The sequence below is a fragment of the Plantactinospora sp. B24E8 genome (assembly GCF_039871735.1).
Taxonomy (GTDB): domain Bacteria; phylum Actinomycetota; class Actinomycetes; order Mycobacteriales; family Micromonosporaceae; genus Plantactinospora.
In genome coordinates, this window is record NZ_JBDPMH010000025.1 from 60719 (window position 1) to 79779 (window position 19061).

Annotated in this window: 12 protein-coding genes and 2 pseudogenes; 7 read left to right on the forward strand and 7 right to left on the reverse strand. The window is 71.3% G+C overall.

Annotated elements, in window-relative coordinates; all coding sequences use genetic code 11:
- The first annotated feature begins 94 nt into the window (after positions 1-94).
- Positions 95-2206 carry a cellulase family glycosylhydrolase gene (locus ABGB21_RS27065; RefSeq protein WP_347680143.1) on the forward strand — a complete coding sequence of 704 codons (2112 nt, stop codon included), beginning with the start codon at positions 95-97 and terminating at the stop codon, positions 2204-2206.
- A gap of 85 nt (positions 2207-2291) precedes the next feature.
- Here the strand turns inward: ABGB21_RS27065 and ABGB21_RS27070 are convergent, their stop codons facing one another.
- On the reverse strand, positions 2292-3290 hold the full coding sequence (locus ABGB21_RS27070; protein ID WP_347680145.1) for a DUF5937 family protein: 999 nt from the start codon (positions 3288-3290) through the stop codon (positions 2292-2294).
- 72 nt (positions 3291-3362) lie between these two features.
- Here ABGB21_RS27070 and ABGB21_RS27075 point away from each other — a divergent pair, with 72 nt between their 5' ends.
- Positions 3363-4712, forward strand: a complete 1350-nt coding sequence (locus tag ABGB21_RS27075) for an MFS transporter (protein ID WP_347680147.1) — start codon at positions 3363-3365, stop codon at positions 4710-4712.
- Here ABGB21_RS27075 and ABGB21_RS27080 read toward each other — a convergent pair.
- Both ABGB21_RS27080 and ABGB21_RS27085 read right to left on the reverse strand, forming a co-directional pair.
- Entirely contained in the window at positions 4699-6066 is a 1368-nt protein-coding gene (locus tag ABGB21_RS27080; RefSeq protein ID WP_347655616.1) for a permease prefix domain 1-containing protein, read from the reverse strand. The two genes, ABGB21_RS27075 and ABGB21_RS27080, sit on opposite strands and share 14 nt — an antisense overlap.
- Positions 6063-6440 (reverse strand): PadR family transcriptional regulator, encoded by a 378-nt coding sequence (locus ABGB21_RS27085; protein ID WP_347655617.1) that lies wholly within the window; start codon positions 6438-6440, stop codon positions 6063-6065. Before ABGB21_RS27085 ends, ABGB21_RS27080 begins: the two co-directional genes overlap by 4 nt.
- 163 nt (positions 6441-6603) lie before the next feature.
- On the opposite strand from ABGB21_RS27085, the pseudogene ABGB21_RS27090 reads away from it, so the two are divergent.
- Together ABGB21_RS27090 and ABGB21_RS27095 are read left to right on the forward strand one after the other, a co-directional pair.
- Positions 6604-7436 (forward strand): annotated as a pseudogene (locus ABGB21_RS27090) (MFS transporter); the annotation flags it as partial.
- Between the two features lie 130 nt (positions 7437-7566).
- Positions 7567-8785, forward strand: a pseudogene (locus ABGB21_RS27095) (acyl-CoA dehydrogenase family protein).
- A gap of 40 nt (positions 8786-8825) precedes the next feature.
- Here ABGB21_RS27095 and ABGB21_RS27100 read toward each other — a convergent pair.
- Positions 8826-10235 carry an FAD-binding oxidoreductase gene (locus tag ABGB21_RS27100; RefSeq protein ID WP_347655618.1) on the reverse strand — a complete coding sequence of 470 codons (1410 nt, stop codon included), beginning with the start codon at positions 10233-10235 and terminating at the stop codon, positions 8826-8828.
- A gap of 90 nt (positions 10236-10325) precedes the next feature.
- On the reverse strand, positions 10326-10994 hold the full coding sequence (locus ABGB21_RS27105) for a CGNR zinc finger domain-containing protein (protein WP_347655619.1): 669 nt from the start codon (positions 10992-10994) through the stop codon (positions 10326-10328).
- A 369-nt stretch (positions 10995-11363) separates the two neighbouring features.
- On the opposite strand from ABGB21_RS27105, the gene ABGB21_RS27110 reads away from it, so the two are divergent.
- Together ABGB21_RS27110 and ABGB21_RS27115 are read left to right on the forward strand one after the other, a co-directional pair.
- On the forward strand, positions 11364-11696 hold the full coding sequence (locus ABGB21_RS27110; protein ID WP_347680149.1) for a hypothetical protein: 333 nt from the start codon (positions 11364-11366) through the stop codon (positions 11694-11696).
- A complete protein-coding gene (locus ABGB21_RS27115) occupies positions 11660-12076 on the forward strand; it encodes a pyridoxamine 5'-phosphate oxidase family protein (protein WP_347680151.1) in 417 nt (138 codons plus the stop codon). The genes ABGB21_RS27110 and ABGB21_RS27115 overlap by 37 nt, the downstream gene beginning before the upstream one ends.
- Before the next feature lie 76 nt (positions 12077-12152).
- Here the strand turns inward: ABGB21_RS27115 and ABGB21_RS27120 are convergent, their stop codons facing one another.
- A complete protein-coding gene (locus tag ABGB21_RS27120; RefSeq protein ID WP_347655622.1) occupies positions 12153-13340 on the reverse strand; it encodes a hypothetical protein in 1188 nt (395 codons plus the stop codon).
- Between the two features lie 334 nt (positions 13341-13674).
- Between ABGB21_RS27120 and katG the strand changes: the two genes are divergently transcribed.
- Positions 13675-15873, forward strand: a complete 2199-nt coding sequence (gene katG / locus ABGB21_RS27125) for a catalase/peroxidase HPI (RefSeq protein WP_347655623.1) — start codon at positions 13675-13677, stop codon at positions 15871-15873.
- A 101-nt stretch (positions 15874-15974) separates the two neighbouring features.
- Here katG and ABGB21_RS27130 read toward each other — a convergent pair whose 3' ends face one another.
- On the reverse strand, positions 15975-18920 hold the full coding sequence (locus ABGB21_RS27130) for a glycosyl hydrolase (protein ID WP_347680153.1): 2946 nt from the start codon (positions 18918-18920) through the stop codon (positions 15975-15977).
- Positions 18921-19061: the final 141 nt, after the last annotated feature.

Consider the following 19061-nt stretch of genomic DNA (forward strand, 5'->3'; position numbering starts at 1 on the left):
TTGTCCGCCGATTGACAAAGTTTAAATCCCAAACTTAATATCCGGGCGTGTGGACGGCGCCCGGCCTCCGCGCGGCCAGACCCGAAGGAGCATCATGGCCGGCTTGCGAAGCACAGTGCGGGGAGTCCGCTGGCGGCTCGGTCTGGTGGCGGCCACCGCCACGACCCTGGTGGCCGGCGTCGGCCTGGTCGCGGCGACCGGCGCCCAGGCGGCGGCCGGCTGCCGGGTGGCGTACACGATCGCCAGCCAGTGGCCCGGCGGCTTCAGCGCGACCATCGGCGTGACCAACCTCGGCGACCCGGTCCGCGGCTGGAGTCTGGTCTGGACGTATCCGGCGGGGCAGCGGGTGACCCAGGCGTGGAACGCCACCGTCACCTCCTCGGGCAGCCAGGTGACCGCGACCGACGTCGGCTACAACGCCGCCATCGGCACGAACGCGACGGTGTCGTTCGGGCTCAACGGCTCCTGGACCGGCGCGAACACCGCGCCCACCTCGTTCACGCTCAACGGCGTCGCCTGCACCGGCAACGTCGGCGGCACCACCCCGCCGGCCACCACCCGGCCGCCGACCACCCCGCCACCCACCACCCGGCCACCGACGCCACCACCGGCGACCGACCCGATGGCCGCGGTCGCCGCCATGCAACCCGGCTGGAACCTGGGCAACTCCTTCGACGCGGTCGGCGCGGACGAGACCGCCTGGGGCAACCCTCGGGTCACCGAGGCACTGCTCGACAACATCCGGGCACAGGGCTTCAACAGCATCCGGATCCCGGTCACCTGGAGCAACCACCACGGCGCCGCCCCGGACCACCAGATCGACGTGGCCTGGCTCAACCGGGTACGGGAGGTGGTCAACTGGGCCCTCGCCGACGGCTTTTACGTGATGATCAACCTGCACCACGACTCGTGGCAGTGGATCAACACGATGCCGACCGACCGGGCAGGCGTGCTCAACCGCTACACCGCGCTCTGGACCCAGCTCGCCACCGCGTTCCGGGACGCCCCGGCCCGGCTCACCTTCGAGAGCGTCAACGAGCCGCAGTTCAGCAACAGCTCCGGCGACGCCCAGAACGCGGCCCTGCTGCACGAACTCAACACCCGGTTCCACCAGGTCGTCCGGCAGTCCGGCGGCAACAACGCCACCCGGCTGCTCGTCCTGCCCACCCTGCACACCTCGGCCGACCAGGCCCGGGTGGACGAACTGGTCGCCACCTTCACCGCGCTGAACGACCGTAACCTCGTCGCGACCGTGCACTTCTACGGCTACTGGCCGTTCAGCGTCAACGTCGCCGGCGGCACCCGGTTCGACGCCACCGTGCAGCAGGACCTCACCGACCAGTTCGACCGGGTGTACAACGCTTTCGTCGCCCGGAACATCCCGGTGATCATCGGTGAGTACGGCCTGCTCGGCTTCGACCGGCACACCGGCACCATCCAGCAGGGCGAGAAGCTGAAGTTCTTCGAGTTCCTCGGCCACTACGCCCGCCAGCGACGGCTCACCACCATGCTCTGGGACAACGGCCAGCACTTCGGGCGTACCTCGTTCCAGTGGAGCGACCCCGAACTGTTCGCCCAGATCCGGTCGAGCTGGACCACCCGCTCCGGCACCGCCTCCAGCGACCAGGTGTACGTGCCGCGCACCGGCACGATCAGCAGCCGGAGCCTCACCCTCAACCTGAACGGCACCACCTTCCAGGGCCTGCGCCAGGGCGCCACCGAACTGGCCAACGGCCGCGACTACACCGTCTCCGGCAACCAGCTCACCCTCACCGCCGCCGCGCTCACCCGGCTCGTCGGCTCCCGGGCGTACGGCGTCAACGCCACCCTGCACGCCCGCTTCTCCCAGGGCGTGCCGTGGCGGATCACCATCCTCACGTACGACCCGCCGGTGCTCGCCAACACGACCGGTACGACGAGCGCCTTCGCGATCCCCACCCAGTTCCGGGGCGACCAGCTCGCCACCATGGAGGCGAAGTACGCCGACGGCAGTTACGCCGGCCCACACAACTGGACCGCGTTCAAGGAGTTCGACGTCACGTTCGCGCCGGACTACGGCGCCAACAGCATCACCCTGAAGCCCGAGTTCTTCGCCGAGGTCAACGAGGGTGCCCAGGTGACCCTCACCTTCCACTTCTGGAGCGGGACGACCGTCACCTACCACGTCACCCGGTCCGGCACCGGCGTCACCGGCACCACCGGCTGACCGCCATCGTGGACCCGGCCGGTCCGCTGCCGGCCGGGACCAGGGCACCGGCGGCCGGTCCGAGGCGGTGGCGCCGGCCGGCGGGCTACCGTACCGGCCGGTTCGGTGCGGTAGCGCCGGCGAGCAGGGACTCCGCCACACTCGTCCGGGCGTAGAGCACGTACCGGCCGCGCCGGTACGCCTCGACCAGACCGGCCGCGCGCAGCGCGGTGAGGTGCTGGGACACGCCCCCGGCGGAGAGCCCGGTCTGCCGGGCGAGTTCGGTGGTGGAACCGGGCGCGTCGAGGGCCGCCAGCAGCATGGTCCGGGTCCGGCCGAGCACGGCGGCGAGCGCTGCCGGCGGGTCGAGCCGGTCGCGGCTCCACAGCCGGGCCACCCCTCGGGGCGGATAGCGCAGGGTGGGCTGCCAGGGCTGGTCGAGCCGGGCGAACACCCGGGGCCAGACGAACACCGACGGCACCAGCAGCAGCCCCCGACCGGCCAACTCGACCGAGCGCGTGACGTGGTTGTTCACCACGTGCAGGGTGTTGTCGTGCCACCGTATCCGGGGGTTGAGGTCGGCGAAGAGGAGCCGGGTGCCGCCGTCGGTCAGTCGGTGGGCCCGGTACCGCACGTCGTCCTCGAGCAGCCGGAGCAGCCGTGGCCAGTGCGGCGCGAGCACCAGGTCCCAGTAGCCACGCACGACCTCGACGAGTCGACGCAGGCCGGCGACCGGATCCGCGTACAGCGGCTCCAGCGAGCTCGGCCGGGGACCGGGCATCTTGTCGAGAATGTCCCGCACCCGGTCCGGCTCCATGGCCGACAGTGACCTCAGTTCCAGCTCCAGGTCCGGCGACGGCACCACCGGAGGCGGGCTGATCAGGCCGGGAATGCTGCGGGTCGGCACCGGTACCAGGTCCGACAGCATCCGCCAGTCGAGGTCGGCCTGGGCGAGCCGCCGTCGGACCTGGGCACTCCACTCCGCGTGCATCGGGTGGGCGTCCGGGTCCTTGACCACCCGTACGCTCGCCACGACCTCCCACAGCGGGGAGAAACCGAACCGGATGTCGGCCAGGTCGCGTGCGGTGAAGACCAGCCGGAGCATGCCGCCCTCCCGTGGATTCGGCCCATCCTAAATCGTCGTCGACGCAGGACCCGGCTCGGCAGGGTCGACGCCGTGACCATCCGACGCCGCATCGACGTGCGGGACCGGCGCCCGCCGGCCCCCGAGCCCTCGCCCAGTTCGCTGTTCCGGGACGACGGATTCCGGAAACTCTTCTCCGCCGCCGCGGCCAGTACGGCCGGCACCCAGGTCAGTTTCGTCGCCGTACCGTTGGTCGCGGTGATCGCCCTCGACGCGACGCCCGGACAGGTCGGTCTGCTCGGGGTGCTGAAAACCGTCGCCTTCCTCCTGGTCGGCCTGCCCGCCGGGGTGTGGCTGGACCGGATGCGTCGGCGTGGCGTGATGATCGGCACGGACCTCGCCCGGGCGGTGCTGCTCGGGTCCATCCCGCTCGCCTGGTGGCTGGACCTGCTCACCCTCACCCAGCTGTACGTCGTCGTGCTGCTCACCGGCGTGCTGACGGTCTTCTTCGACGTGGCGGCCCTGAGTTACCTGCCCAGCCTGGTGGGCCGCGATCGACTGGTCGACGCCAACTCCAAGCTGGTCAGCCTGGAGGCCGCCGCCGGGGTCGCCGGGCCGAGCCTCGCCGGCTTCCTGGTGCAGGTCACTGCCGCGCCGGTGGCGCTCGCGATCGACGCCGCCACCTTCCTCTGGTCGGCGCTGGTCCTGCGCCGGATCCGCCGCCCGGAGCCGCCGCCGGTGCCGGCCGCCGGTCGACCGTTGTGGCGCGGCGTCGGCGCGGGGATCCGGTTTGTTCTCGGCCACCCGCTGCTGCGGCCGATCGCCGTCACCGGCGCGGCCACCAACCTGTTCCTCCAGATCGCCACCGTCACGCTGCCGCTGCTGGTGCACCGTGAACTCGGTTTCTCGGCCGGCATGCTGGGCCTGTTCTTCAGCTGCGGCGGAGTCGGGGTGCTCCTCGGGGCACTGACCGCCAGGCGGTTCGGGGAGCGTCTCGGCGTCGGACCGACCCTGCTGGTGTCGGGACTGCTCAGCACGCCGGCCGGGTTCCTGGTAGCCCTGGTCGACCGGGGCGGCTGGCTGTGGGTGGCGATGCTGGGCTGGCTGGCGTTGACGTACCGGATCGGACTCGACAACGTGCTGCTGGTGAGCATCCGGCAGCGGGTCACCCCGGATCCGATGCTGAATCGGATGAACGCCACGATGCGTTTCCTCTTCACCGGCGTGCTGGCGATCGGTGCCGCGGTGGCCGGCGTGCTCGGCGAGGTCGCCGGCGTACGGGTCGGCATGTGGGTGGCGGCGCTCGGCCTCGCGTTCGCCTGGCTGCCGCTGGTCGTCTCGCCGGTGCGTGCCCTACGGGCGGCAGACCGGATCCGGCCCGCCGGCCCCCGTCCCGGTACGGGACAGCGGCGGGCGGGCCGGAGTCGGCTCAGCGGAAACTGAACACGAGCGGGAAGGCGAGTACGACGAACCAGGCCCAGACGGCGTAGACCAGGATGTACCGGGTCTGCCACTGTTCGAGGCGGCCGAAGGGCATCCGGCCCCGGACGAAGCCGAGGAACAACCAGGCCGACCAGGCCAGGTTGGTGAGCAGGATGAGATTCTCGCCCAGCGCCGCCGTCTTGTTGGGGCTGAAGCCCCACTCGGTGATCCGGCCGGTGATCGCCACCAGCACCAGGACGTCGATGACCAGGGCGCTGACCACGAGCGCGAGCTGCAGCCGGTCGAACAGGCCGGGCCGGGCACCGGGGTCGCGGGCGGAGAGGGCGTACAGCAGCAGGCCCAGCACGACGACGAGCAGCAGGTCGAAGAGGATGAGTGCGTCCCGCTCGACGTTGATGCCGTTGGTGGTCCAGACCATGGCGACCAGGAAGGCGAGCAGCGCGGCCACGAACAGCGGGGTGAAGACCCGGGTCAGTACCGGAGCCATGTTCTCGATGACGCTCTGCTTGGCCTCCACCAGCCAGGCCGCCACGACCACCGCCGCTGCCGCGCCGCAGGGCAGCAGCCACGCCTGGATGAAACCCTCGGCGTCCAGGCCGATGGCGTTGAAGGTGCCCACGGTGAAGGCGGTGAGCACACCACCGCCCAGGCCGATGAGGGCGAAGTAGATCAGCCATTCGCCGGTGAACCGGATGAAGTCCATCCGGCGTCGGTCCGAGCGCCAGTCACCGCCGACGTAGGCGACGCCGACGACCAGCCAGAGCGCCAGCGGCAGGTGGATCGAGGTGAGGATGACGCTCTGCGAGTCGTCGGCCAGTGGGTACGCGTTCGCGCCGACCGCGCCGAGCACGAAGAGCGCGGCGAGCACCCCGATCACCCGGGGGCTCACCCGGCGCTGCCAGGCGAAGTACGCGGCCAGCGCCGGCAGCGCGAAGAGGCTGAGGTTCCGCGCGTAGAAACTGCCCTCGTCGTCGAAGCCGATGCCGAACAGGCCGGGCACCTTGACCGAGAGGGCCGCGAGCGCCGCGCATGCCACCATGACCGGCAGTTCCCGACGGGTACGGGCGGCGGCGGCCGCGTCCGGCTCCCCGGGGAGGACGAGCTGCTTCCACAGCCGTTCGGAGTGCTCGCGGGCGAACTCGCGGGACAGTTCGTCGAAGCTGCCCATGCGTTTGACGCTGATCAGGAACGCCTCGTCGGTGCGCAGGCCCGCCTCGGTCAGCTCGGTGATCTGGCTGCGGAGGTGGTCCTCGAGCTCCTCACCGTCGGTGTGTCGCAGTTCCCGGCGGCGGCGCAGGTACGTCCGCCACTCGGCGATCTGCCCTTCCAGGTCGTATTCGCTGGCGGCGGTCATCGTCCCAGCTCCCAGGCGGGTGCGGGGATCGGGGTGAGTGCCGACTGGGTGTTGTTCCAGACCCCACGCAGGGCGTCGACGACGGTGGCCCACTGGCGGCGCTGTTCGGCGAGCTCGGCCCGGCCCTGGTCGGTGATCCGGTAGTACTTGCGGCGCCGTCCCCCGGGTGGGGTCTCCCAGAACGACTCGACGTGTCCGAGTCGTTCCAGTCGGTGCAGCAGGGGATAGAGCAGACCGTCGGTCCACTCCAGTTCCCCGCCGGACAGGTCGTTGACCTGCTTGAGGATCGCGTAGCCGTAGCTTTCGCCCTCGGCGAGGATCCCCAGCACGAGTGGCGTCGCCGAGGCCGCCACGAGGTCCTTGGTGATGTGCATGTCTGCCCCTAACCCTAGAGCTGCAATGCATAGTAGTTCTAGGTATCAAGGACGCGCAATCCGGCCTCCGACGGAAGGGGCGGGGAGGGCGGACCAGGGCGTACGCCGTTGCGGATGGCCGGCGCACGCCCCTGACGCCTGGGAGGTGAGGCGTCGCGAGGGCACGCTTTTTCTCGGCGGCGAGACGGTGAAGATGCTCGCGCTCTCGGTGACCGTCTACGCCGGCACCGGCTCGCCCCTGCTGGCCGCGCTGGCCTACGTCGCCGGCCTCCTGCCCTACGCCCTCGGCGGCACGCTGGTGCTGGCGTACGCCGACCGGTGGCCGCCGCGAGCCGTGCTGGTCGGCTACGACCTGGTCCGCGCCGCGGTCGCCGCTGGCCTGCTGTCGCCCACCACGATGCTGGTGCTGGTGTTCGTCACCGGCATCCCCAGCGCGGTCGCCTCCGCGGCGCGCGGCGCGCTGCTGCCCGAACTGCTCGACGGCGACCGGTACGTGCTCGGCCGGGCCGTGTTCTCGATGGCCGCCGGCGGCGTGCAGGTGCTCGGTTTTGCCGTGGGCGGGATGCTGATCGCGGCGCTCGGTCCATGCGGCGCGCTCTGGATCACCGTGGCCAGCTGCCTGCTCTCCGCTGCGCTGCTGCGCCTGCGGCTGGCCGAGCAGCCGCGTCGCGGCACGGCCGCAGGGCACGCGGTACGCGAGACCTGGCGCGGCCCGGGCCGGTCACCGCGGCGCTGCTGCTCGCCGTGTCCGGGTTCGGGGTCGCGTACCAGTTGGGGCTGGCCCGGCGCTTCCGGTCGGCGGCGCCGGAGGCGAATCGAGGCCAGGCCTTCGGGCTGGCGTTGACCGGGACCATGACGTTGCAGGGGCTGTTCGCGGCCGGCGGCGGGGCGTTGGGCGAGGTGTCCGCGCCCGGCCTTGTCGTCGGCGCGGCGGGCGCGGCGTCCCTGCTGGCCGTGTTGGGTCTCTGGCGTGTGCTGACGTCGCCGAGCGCGTAGCGGCGCACGAGGAGCGGTCGATAACTCCACCAGCCCTGTCACGCTGTGGACGAGCCTACCGTTGCGGGGCAGGCCCGGGCACAGCCGCGAGCGGCCCGGGCGTCGACAGGGAACACCTCCGGGAGGATCGATGGACTTCGGGCTGGACGCCACGACGCTGGCGATGCGGGAGCGGCTGCTCGCCTTCATGGACGAGCGGGTCTGTCCGGCGGAACCGGTCTTCGAGGAGCAGATCCACGGGCGTACCGACGACTGGAGCGTGCCGCCGGTGGTGGCGGAACTCGCCGCCGAGGCCCGCCGTCGCGGGCTGTGGAACCTTTCCTGTCCGGCGAACACGGCGCCGGCCTGACCAACCTGCAGTACGCGCCGCTGGCCGAGATCACCGGGCACAGCCCACACCTGGCGCCACCGGCGCTCAACTGCGCGGCCCGGACACCGGAAACATGGAGCTGCTCGCCCAGTTCGGTACGGCCGAGCAGCGTGAACGGTGGTTGGTGCCGCTGCTGGAGGGGCGGATCCGCTCGGCGTTCGCGATGACCGAGCCCGACGTCGCCTCCTCGGACGCGACGAACATCGCGACCCGCATCGTCCGCGACGGCGACGACTACGTCATCAACGGTCGGAAGTGGTTCAGTTCCGGGGCGATGAACCCGCACTGCGAGATCCTGATCGTGATGGGCAGGACCGACCCGGACGCGCCCCGGCACCGGCAGCAGAGCCAGATCCTGGTGCCGCGGGACACCCCGGGCGTGACGGTCCGCCGCAGCCTGCGGGTCTTCGGGTACGACGACAGCGACCACGGCGGGCACGCCGAGCTCGACTTTGTCGACGTACGGGTCCCGGTGACCAACCTGATCGGCGGACCGGGTGACGGGTTCGCCATCTCCCAGGCGCGCCTCGGACCGGGCCGGATCCACCACTGCATGCGCCTGATCGGCATGGCCGAGCGGGCGTTGGCGCTGATGTGCCGCCGGGTCACCGACCGGGTCGCGTTCGGTCGGCCGCTCGCCGAGCAGGGTGTGCTCCAGGAGTGGATCGCCGAGTCGCGGGTGCGTATCGAGCAGTGCCGGTTGCTGGTGCTCAAGACCGCCTGGCTGATGGACACCGTCGGCAACCAGCACGCGCACACCGAGATCCAGGCCATCAAGATCGCCGTACCGTCGGCGGTGGAGTGGATCCTGGACCGGGCGATCCAGGCGCACTGCGCGGCCGGGGTCAGCCAGGACACCCCGCTCGCCCGGATCTGGGCCGGCGCCCGGGCACTGCGGCTGGCCGACGGGCCGGACGAGGTGCACCGCCGTTCGCTCGCCCGTCACGAACTACGTCGACACCGGCCGATCGACACCTGAACCCCGGCCCGGGTTCACCGGGCCGGGGCGTCCACCGGGGTCAGGCCGGAACGATGTTGTGGTTGACCCGGAACAGGTTCAGCGGGTCGTACGCCTTCTTCACCGCCTGCAGCCGCTGGTACGTCTCCGCCGGGTAGGCGGTCGGCACCGTGGCCGGGGTGGCGTCGGCGGTGGAGAGGAAGTTGACGAAGCGTCGGCCGGTGTCCCAGGGCCGGACGGCGCCGATCAGCGTGTCGAGGTAGCCGGTGAACGCCTCGGCCTGGTCCGGCCCGCCGATCGCGACCGCGTACAGGCTGTAGCCGGCACCCCGGGTGTCGATCGGGTTCCCCGGTTCCGGACGCCGGTCCAGCGCGCCGCCGAGGTGCCGGATCTCGAGGATGGTCAGCGGGCTCGGCGTGTCCGGGCCGGCGAGCGTGACCAGGGTGTCGACCAGTTCCGGGGTGAACTCGCGCAGCAGGGCCGAGCGGTCGACGATTGGGATCGGCATCGGCGGGTCGTTGTGGATGGTGCCGATCTGCGGATAGGGCAGCTCGGCCACCGAGTCGATCAGTGTCGGTCCGAGTGCGCGCAGCGGCGCGACCAGCCGGGCACCCTCCTCGGCCGGTCCGACGTACCCGATCCGTACGTGCACCACGAGCTGACCACGCAGCGGTTCCGGCACCTCCGGGGCCGGCGGCAGCCGCAGCAGCGCGACCGACGAGGTCAGCTCGTCCGGCGCGGTCGCCGTCCAGCGGCCCCAGGCGACCAGCACCTCGGCGGCCCGGTCGCCGGGGAAGAAGAGCCCGCCGCCGTAGATCCGGGTGATCGGGAAGAGGTCGAACTCAAGCGCGGTCACCACGCCGAAGTTGCCCTTGCCGCCGCGCAGCGCCCAGAACAGCTCCGGCTCGGTGTCGGCGGTCACCTCCCGCAACTGGCCGTCCGCGGTGACCACGTCGATCGCGCGTACGTGGTCGGCGGCGTACCCGAAGGTGCGGCCGATCGGGCCGAGCCCGCCGCCGAGGGTGTATCCGACGGCGCCGACGGTGGTGGACGAACCGTTCAGCGGCGCCAAGCCGTGCCGGGCGGCCTCGTCGATGACCCGCTGCCAGCGCACCCCGGCGCCGACCCGGGCGGTACGCCGGTCGGTGTCGATCGTCACCGTCTCCATCCGCCGCGTGGTGACCAGCACCGCGCCGGTCGAGGCGAGCGCGGAGTGGCCGGTGGCGAGGATGGCGACCGGCAGGCCGTGGGCCGCCGCGAACCGTACCGCCGCCTGGACGTCCGTCGCGCCGGCGGCACCGACCACCAACGCCGGCCGGTGCGGTACGGCGAGGTTGTAGCCGGCGCATTCGGCGGCGTACCCCTCGTCGTCAGGGAGCAGGACCGGGCCCACGGTGTCGGCGGCGAGCTGGGCGACCGCGCCCGGCGCGAAGGATCCGGCACCATCTGACGGGAGAACAGTTGAACTCACGGAGGCTTGCCTTTCACTGCAACGGCCTATTCGCCACCATTGAAGCAGGAAATGGCGTTCCCGCTGCCGAGACGAGCCTCACAAGGTTGGCTAACCAGAGGTCTTAACGGCCCGTTCAAAATTGTTGTGCGGCGGCTCCACCCGCGCTTGGCGGTGGTGCGTGGACGCCGCCCGGCGGGCGCGTAACGCGCCTGCCTTATGACGATTCCCACAGGCTTCCATGGCGCACCAGCGCCGCCGTCCCGGCCGTGACGTGTCCACGAATATCAGATAACAGTCGGGGGAGCCGCACTCCCGGATGCGCCCGGCCAGGTCGCCGGTGAAGAGCCGGATCGCGTCGCGCGCGATCGTGGAGAGCACCGCGTTGCCGTCGGCCGGGGTCAGCCAGGTCTGGTCGCCGTCCGGGGTGGCCTGCGGGACCAGTGGTGCCGGGCGGGCGATCTGGTTGATCTCGGCCAGGTCGTCGGCCTGCCGGCGTCCGGTACGGGCGCTGTCGCGGCCGAGCCGCCACAGCGCGTTCCGGAGCCGGTGCGCCGTCCGGAGCTGGTCGGCGCTGACGTGGACGGTCGCCGGGTCCAGCCGCAGGCGGGAGAGTCGGAGCCATTCGGCCAGGTCGGCCGGCTGGTGGAGGACCTCGTAGCGGGCCAGCACCCCCGGCCCGCCGGTGGTCAGGAACTCCAGGCACAACGCACCGGGGTCGAACAGGTACGCGACGCCCTCCGGGGTGCGCAGGGTCAGCCCTGCGGCGGTCGGCGTCATGTGGTTACTATAGTCGCCGTGCGTACCGGTTGAACCGGTACGCGTGGGTGGGGTGGCGGGACCCGTCCGGTCGTCAGGCTCGGAACTCCCGCGGCCGAATCCACCCGCCCCATGTCCGATCAGTTGGTGTCGGCGTGCGGAAAGGCGATCCGAACGGAATCCGGGAAAGGCGCGGACGAGATCGGAATGAAGCTCGATGTCCGCGACCATATCCAGAGGTATTTGATCCCCGCGCCATGGACACACAAGACCTGGACCGGATTCACGCCGGTTGACCGACAACGGTTGGCCGTCGGAATGACCGCCGATCTCTTTCCGGTGGACCGTCGATCCGGACAGTAGGTCCGCGTATCACCCGGAGGTGACCGAATGAGCCGGGACCACGAAGGTGAACAGGCCGTCCAACGGATGGCCGGCGAGGGCGGCCCCGGATGGGGCTCGTCCATGTTCGACGCGGACGTCGGCGCCTTCGCCGGCCTCGTCCGCCGGCAGCGCCTGGTCGCGCTCTCCGGTGCGGACGCCGAGGGGAACCTCTGGTGTACGACCCTCGCCGGCGACGAGGGGTTCGTCGACAGCCCCGACCGCCGGACCCTGGTGGTCCACGCCCTGCCGCCGGTCGGTGACCCACTGCGGGACGCCCCTTCGTCGAGCCCGGGGACTTCGGCATGGTCGTCCTCTCGCCGCAGACCCTGCGTCGGGTGAAGGTGGCCGGCACCGCCCACCGGGACGGGGACCGCCTGGTGCTGCGGACGGAACAGGTGGTCGGCAACTCGTTTTTCATGACGCTCGGGAACATCTACCTCGATCCCCGGTGCGGACTGGTCTTCCTGGACTGGGAGACCGGTCGCAGCCTGCAGTTGAGCGGGACCGGGCGGATCAACTGGGATCCGGGGCAGGTCGACCGGTTCCCGGGGGCCCGGCGGGTGGTCGAGTTCACCGTCGACCACGTGGTCGACATCGAGTCGGCCAGCCCGCTGCGGTGGCGACTCGAGGCGTACTCGCGGCTCAACCCGCCGGCACCGGCCGGCGCGTTCCCCGGGGAGCCGCACCCGGCGGGAGCGTCCGGCCCGACGTCGCGCTGAACGGCGTCCCGTGGTCCGCCGCCGGCCCGGGCGGCCCCCGCGCTCCTTCCACGCGGGTGGCCGCCCGGGCCGGCACTCAGGCGGTCACCTCGAACGTGTCGTTGTGGATCACGCGGTTGCTCTCGTAGAAGCGGTTCAGTTCGTTGCCTCCGCTGCTGTTCTCGAAGGCCGGGATGTAGCAGGCGTTCCACCCGCCGCTGTCACCGGGCTGCCGGATGTCCAACCAGCCGACCTGGCAGCCGCTGAAGGTCCGCCCGTACGTGTGTCCGCCGGTGAAGGCGCCCTGCCGGGTCGACCGGAACGGGTACTCGTCGCAGCTGTATCCGTCCGGCGCCCGGTACTGGCCGGGGCAGGCCCGGTTGTGGTTCTGGGTCTGGTCGAACGAGTCGGTGGTCCGGGTCAGGATCCGGGGCAGGTTGTGCTCGAGTGCCATCCGGATGTGCTGCCGGTAACTGCCGTTGGCCGGGCTCGGGGTGTAGACCGGCCGGACCGACGGATAGACGCAGCCCGGCTGGTTCCATCCGGGTATCGCGTTGTCGCAGCGGAACTCCGGACTCGACGCGCCGACCGCGTTGGAGAACTGCGGATTCCAGGTGGCGTTGAGGAAGTAGTAGTAGAGCATCATCGAGGCCTGGTGGACGGCGCCGGGCGCGGTGGCGGTCGTGCCCGCGTTCAGGATGAAGTTCGCCTGCGCCCCGACGTAGTCGAAGCGCTGGGTGCCGCCGCCGGTGAACCCGCTGCAGCCGTACTCGCAGTAGCCCTCGTGGGTGATGTAGGTGCCGGCGACCTGGCCCAGCAGACCGGTGGCCCGCACCGTGACGTTGTACCGGGGCCGGCCGTCGATCGACCCCAGGTCCGCCATGAACGTGGTGGTCATGTCGATGATGCCGACCAGCGCCCCGGACGGGACGAGGAAGACGTAGAGCGTGACGGGTGCGGTGGCGCAGGCGCCGAACCGGGCGAACTCCCAGGCACCGTTGCCGCAGTTGACCGCGGTGGTGCCGGCGCCGGACGGCGCGGTCTTGGTGGGCGCCGCCTCGCGGGTCAGCTCACCCATCTCGACACAGATCGCGGTGCCGCCCCCGGCCGTGGCCCGGGTGGCGGCCTTCGCGAGTTCCGGCGCGCAGCTGTCGGGCAGCGACCGGTGCGACAGGGCGGGGTCGGCGGGCGCTGCCGAGGCCGGTCGCCCCGGCAGCAGGGCCACGGCGCACGCCACGGCCGCGGCCAGCGCGAGCAGGCGCCGTCGTACGGTGGGATCGAGCATTCGTCCTCCTCAGGCTCGGTGGCGCCGCCGGCCGGAGGAGTCCCGACGGGCGGCTGGCCCGCAACCTACTGAGGCGGATTGGACGGCCACTGGAGCCGGACTGGACGCCATCGCCCCCGTACCCGGTCATTTCTCTCCATGTCGCGCCACGGCCACAATCCTGCGGTATCACCCCGAAAGTCGGGCATACTACGCGGGTGACGCCGGTATGTCGGAACGGTTTCTCCCCGGTCGACGGAGCCGAGGTCATCCACCGGGGCGTTTGCCCCGAATCTGTCGGGGCACAGCAACCGGTTGACAGAACAAGCAAGCGACGGACAGGAGAAGGATCGACGTGCCCGAGCACGGCAGCGAGAGCGAGAACCCGGCAATCCCCTCCCCGACTCCGAAGCGGAGCCGACCGAGGGCCAACCAGGACTGGTGGCCCAACCAGCTGAACCTCCAGGTGCTCCACCAGCACTCACCCCGGGCCAACCCGTTGGGCGAGTCCTTCGACTACCGGGAGGAGTTCAAGAAGCTCGACGTCGAGGCCCTGAAGCGGGATGTCATCGAGGTGATGACCACCTCGCAGGACTGGTGGCCGGCGGACTACGGCCACTACGGACCGTTGTTCATCCGGATGAGCTGGCACTCCGCCGGAACGTACCGCATCGAGGACGGTCGGGGTGGCGGCGGTGACGGCGCCCAACGCTTCGCCCCGCTCAACAGCTGGCCCGACAACGCCAACCTGGACAAGGCCCGCAGACTGCTCTGGCCGGTCAAGCAGAAGTACGGCCGGAAGATCTCCTGGGCGGATCTGCTGGTCTTCGCCGGCAACTGCGCCCTCGAGTCGATGGGCTTCAGGACCTTCGGGTTCGGCTTCGGGCGCGAGGACGTCTGGGAACCCGAGGAGATCTTCTGGGGACCCGAGGACACCTGGCTCGGCGACGAACGCTACAGCGGAGACCGGGAACTCGCCGCTCCGCTCGGCGCCGTGCAGATGGGACTGATCTACGTCAACCCGGAGGGACCGAACGGCACCCCCGACCCGCTGGCCGCCGCCCGGGACATCCGCGAGACGTTCCGCCGGATGGCGATGAACGACGAGGAGACGGTCGCCCTGATCGCCGGCGGACACACCTTCGGCAAGACCCACGGCGCCGCCCGCGCCGACGAGTACGTCGGACCCGAGCCCGAGGGCGCCCCGCTCGAGGAGCAGGGTCTGGGCTGGCGGAACAGCTACGGCACCGGCAAGGGCGCCGACACCATCACCAGCGGACTCGAGGGCGCCTGGACCCCCACCCCGACCACCTGGGACAACAGCTTCTTCGAAACCCTCTTCGGGTACGAGTGGGAGGTCTGCGAGAGTCCGGCCGGCGCGAAACAGTGGAAGCCGAAGAGCGGTGCCGGGGCGGACGCCGTACCCGCCGCCCACGACCCCTCGGTCCGGTACGCCCCGATGATGGCGACCACCGACCTCGCGTTGCGGGTCGACCCGGTCTACGAACCGATCTCCCGACGGTTCATGGCCAACCCGGACCAGTTCGCGGACGCCTTCGCCCGCGCCTGGTACAAGCTGCTGCACCGGGACATGGGCCCGGTCACCCGCTACCTCGGTCCCTGGGTGCCGGAACCGCAACTGTGGCAGGACCCGGTCCCGCCGGTCGACCACGAACTGGTCACCGACGCGGAGATCGCCGCCCTGACCGATGCCGTGCTCGGGTCCGGGCTCTCCGTCCCGCAACTGGTCTTCACCGCCTGGGCGTCGGCGGCGAGCTTCCGCGGCACCGACCTGCGCGGCGGGGCCAACGGGGCGCGGATCCGCCTGCAACCGCAGCGCGACTGGGAGGTCAACGAACCGGCCGTGCTCGCCACCGTGCTGCCGGCCCTGGAACGGATCCAGCGGGAGTTCAACACCTCGCGATCCGACGGCCGACGGATCTCGCTCGCCGACCTGATCGTCCTGGCCGGATCCGCCGCGGTCGAGCAGGCGGCCCGCAACGCCGGCTACGAGGTCACCGTCCCGTTCGCGCCGGGGCGTACCGACGCCACCCAGGAACAGACCGACGTGGCGTCGTTCGCCGTCCTCGAACCGCGGGCGGACGGGTTCCGCAACTATCTGCGGGCCGGACAGAAACTCTCCCCGGAGACCCTGCTGCTGGACCGGGCCAACCTGTTGACGCTGACGGCGCCCGAGATGACCGTCCTGGTCGGCGGTCTGCGGACGTTGAACGCGAACCTGGGGCAGCTGCCCCACGGCGTGCTCACCGACCGGCCCGGCGCGTTGACGAACGACTTCTTCGTGCACCTGCTCGACCCGGACATCGAGTGGAAGGCCAGCGCCTCGACCGAGAACGTGTACGAGGGTCGCCGCCGTACCACCGGCGAACCGCGCTGGACCGCCACCGCCGTCGACCTCGTCTTCGGTGCGAACTCCCAGCTCCGGGCCATCGCCGAGGTCTACGCCAGTGCCGACGGGCAGGAGAAGTTCGTCCAGGACTTCGTCGCCGCCTGGGTCAAGGTGATGAACCTGGACCGTTTCGACCTCCGCTGACCCACGGCCGCCCCGGGCAGTCACCACTGTCCGGGGCGGCCTCCGACCCGACCGGCGGTGCGGGCCACCGAGCCGTGGCGCCCGCACCGCCGGCTTCGCTCTCAGCCGGAGAGGGCGAACGGAATGGTGACCGTCGACTGGGCGCCCTGGGCGGCGGTCGCGTCGACCCGCAGCGTGGTCGGTGCCGAGCCGATCGCGTTCCAGACCTCCAGACGGACGCAGCCGCGGTTCAACGCGGCGAAGCCACCCGAGACGCTGCGTATCCCGGCTGCCTGGGTGTAGAGCTCGGTGCCGGGCAACGGGTCGGTGGCGAAGTAGGCGTACGTCTCGGTCCGGCCGTAACTGCCGGAGCCGGTGAAGTCGTACGAGATCCGGGCCTGCACCCCGGCCCCGACGGCGGTGCCCGCGTCGACGTGCAGCGCGAAGCCCGTCGCCCCACCGGCCTGGTACGTCCCGGTCAACCCGCACAGCCGGTGGGTGACCGGGTTGCTCGGGGTGCCGTCGTGGTTGCCGTTCGCGGCGGGCAGGGTGACCGTGCCGGCCCCGGCGCCCGGACTGCCGGACAGCGCCCCGCCGGAGCGGACGAAGAGCCGGTTGCTGGTGGTCGGCGGTCCGGTCGGCGTCGGCGTGGGGGTGGGGGTTGGCGTGGGGGTGGGGGTCGGCGTCGGGTTCGACGGGCCGCCGCCGGCGTTCCCGCCGCTCCAGGTGTGCGCCCCGGTGGTGGCGGTACGGCCGGCCGGCACGGTCAGGGTCCGACCGTCGGAGAAGGTCACCGTGATCGGGTTACCCGTGATGTTCGAGGCCACGTAGGTCCGCGCCCCGCCCCGGGTGAAGACCGCGTAGAGCGGGGTGTTCGCGGTGACCGTGGTGTCGACCTGGCCGAGCGCCGCCAGGTTGCGCAGCCAGTGGAAGGTGTGGGCGCGGCTCTCGCCCTCCTCCGGCGGATATCCCGGGTTGGCGCGGAAGGCGGCCAACGCCGCGTCCGGGTCGCCCAGCGCCCGGAACGACCACAGGATGTCCTGCCACACCGTCGGCGGCCCGCCGTTGTTGGTGACCAGCTCGGACCAGTTGGTGTTGACGTAGGCCGGCCGGTAGCCGAGATAGAGCGAACCACCGGTGATCGGCAGCATGTTGATGCCCTGGATCATCTCCGGTTCGGCGCTGAACCAGGTCGCGTACGCCCCGCCGTCGCCCCAGACCATGCCGACCGTGCGGTGCCCGAACGCGGCCGGGAAGTTCTGGTCGGCCGAGTCGAACCAGTACTCCTGGATCGCCTGCGCCTGGGTGGTGTAGATGAACAGGCCGGCGTCCCGGACGGCGGTGTTGCCGGTGGCCAGTCCCCACTGGATCAGCGCGCTGGCGAAGTTCATCCCCTCCGAGGACGACTCCTGGTTGTTGCCGGCACCGAACGAGCCGTGCCCGGAGGCCCAGTCGTGTCCCGCGTAGATGTCGAAGTCCCGCAGGAACGGGAACATCGGATCGGCCCGGTTGATCCCGTTGGCGTCCCGGATCAGCAGGTCCACCATGCCGCCGTACCGGTCGGCGGCGGCCCAGCCCGGGTCGAACCTGGCCAGCGTGGCGGCGGCCGCGATGTAGTAGCCGTAGTGGAAGTGGTGGTCGTTCAGCTCCTGGTCCGAGCCGTACGACGCCGGGTAGCCGACAAGCGTTCCCCAGGCCCGGTCGTAGTGGAACAGCCGTCCGGTCTCGCCCGGGGAGGCGGTGAACCAGTCGGTCAGCCGGGTCCGGATCGCGTTCAGCAGCAGGTCCCGTTGGGCGGTCCGGCCGAGCAGGTCGGCGATCTCGGCGAGCCGGGCGGCCCGGCCCAGCCCCTTGCCGGTCCAGTAGGTGTCGTTGCCGAATCCGGCCAGCGGGTCACCGGTGGCGGCCTGGTCCAGGTAGCCGCCGAGGGTGGCCAGGTCGGCGCCGCCGGAGGTGGCCACGGCGGGCAGTTCGGGCAGGATCCCGTGGTAGCGGATCGCGGTGCCGAACGAGCCGATCCCGACCAGGGTGCGCAGCGGACCGCGCGGCGAGACGTACGTCTGGGGGATCGGCGAGCCGCCGGAGAGGTTCTTCCACTGGTGCGGGTAGAGCGCGGCGACGGTGTTCCGTTCGGTGCCCTCCCGGGCGGTGGTGGTCAGCGTGTACGTGCTGTGTACCGTGCTGGTCGCCGGGTCGAACCGCCAGTCGACCCGGGTGCCGGTGACGTGCGCGTGGGCGTACCGGCCGTAGCTGTCGGCCAGGGCGGCCCGGTCGGCGGCCGGGGTGCCGGTGGTGGTGGGGAGCAGGGCGACGGAGAGGTAACCCCGGCCGGCCAGGGTGGAGGTGACGGTGTTCCCACTGACCGTCCACGTCGCGCCGCTCGGGGCGTACGCCATGTAGTCGTGGCCCCGGACGGTGAACCCGATCCGGTTGCCGCTGTTGCTCCAGACCGTCGGTGTCGCACCGAAGCCGAGCTGGGCGTTGCCGCCGGTGACCTGGGCGTAGACGAACGGCAGGCCGTGTCCGATGGTGGCCCGCAGGCTGCGGCTGCCGTCGGACCACCAGGGCGAGACGGTCCAGTCGGTCCAGCCGTCCACCAGGACGTCGGGGGCGTTCAGGCCGGTCATCCCGAGGGTGAACTCGGTGCTGTACGGGTAGTGGTACTCGCCGACCGTGGTGGGGGTGCCGGAGACGGTGGCGGTGGTGGGGTAGCCGACGCCGAGCCCGCCGGCCGCCGGCTGGAAGGACATCGGGTGGGCGTGCAGCGGCGGGGACCAGGCGCAGTCGGTGCGCTTGAACAGCAGCGCCGACCACCAGTCGTTGGTCGGCACGGCGCTGGCGGGGGCGTTGGCGGTGACGTACCGCCGGGGGTTGGTGGCGAGGTCGGCGCAGCCGGACGGGCCGGCGGCGCCGGCGGGGCGGGCGGTGGTGTAGCTGCCGGCGCCGAGCGGGTCGGCGCCGGCGCCACCGGGCGCGGCGAGGGTGACGGCGACGACGGTGAGGGCGACGGTGACGGCTGCGGCGGCGAGCGCGACCAGGCGGCGGCCTGGCCGGTGGGGACGGATCATGATGCCTCCGGGCGGGGCGGCACGGTCGGGAGGACTTCCCGGCTATTGCTGGATTGTTGCGGAAAGGTCAGCAAAGACACAGAGATCCGTCGATTCGGTGCCCTGATTTTCACATCCGGACAACCGCCCCGAATTTCGGTA

What these genes read in the sequence shown, in the direction of transcription:
- ABGB21_RS27105 (WP_347655619.1), bottom strand. Translation starts at nt 10,994, where the DNA reads ATGACGCCGACCGCCGCAGGGCTGACCCTGCGCACCCCGGAGGGCGTC.
- ABGB21_RS27120 (WP_347655622.1), bottom strand. Translation starts at nt 13,340, where the DNA reads ATGCTCGATCCCACCGTACGACGGCGCCTGCTCGCGCTGGCCGCGGCC.
- ABGB21_RS27085 (WP_347655617.1), bottom strand. Translation starts at nt 6,440, where the DNA reads ATGCACATCACCAAGGACCTCGTGGCGGCCTCGGCGACGCCACTCGTG.
- ABGB21_RS27110 (WP_347680149.1), top strand. Translation starts at nt 11,364, where the DNA reads ATGAGCCGGGACCACGAAGGTGAACAGGCCGTCCAACGGATGGCCGGC.
- ABGB21_RS27115 (WP_347680151.1), top strand. Translation starts at nt 11,660, where the DNA reads ATGGTCGTCCTCTCGCCGCAGACCCTGCGTCGGGTGAAGGTGGCCGGC.
- ABGB21_RS27065 (WP_347680143.1), top strand. Translation starts at nt 95, where the DNA reads ATGGCCGGCTTGCGAAGCACAGTGCGGGGAGTCCGCTGGCGGCTCGGT.
- ABGB21_RS27080 (WP_347655616.1), bottom strand. Translation starts at nt 6,066, where the DNA reads ATGACCGCCGCCAGCGAATACGACCTGGAAGGGCAGATCGCCGAGTGG.
- ABGB21_RS27130 (WP_347680153.1), bottom strand. Translation starts at nt 18,920, where the DNA reads ATGATCCGTCCCCACCGGCCAGGCCGCCGCCTGGTCGCGCTCGCCGCC.
- ABGB21_RS27070 (WP_347680145.1), bottom strand. Translation starts at nt 3,290, where the DNA reads ATGCTCCGGCTGGTCTTCACCGCACGCGACCTGGCCGACATCCGGTTC.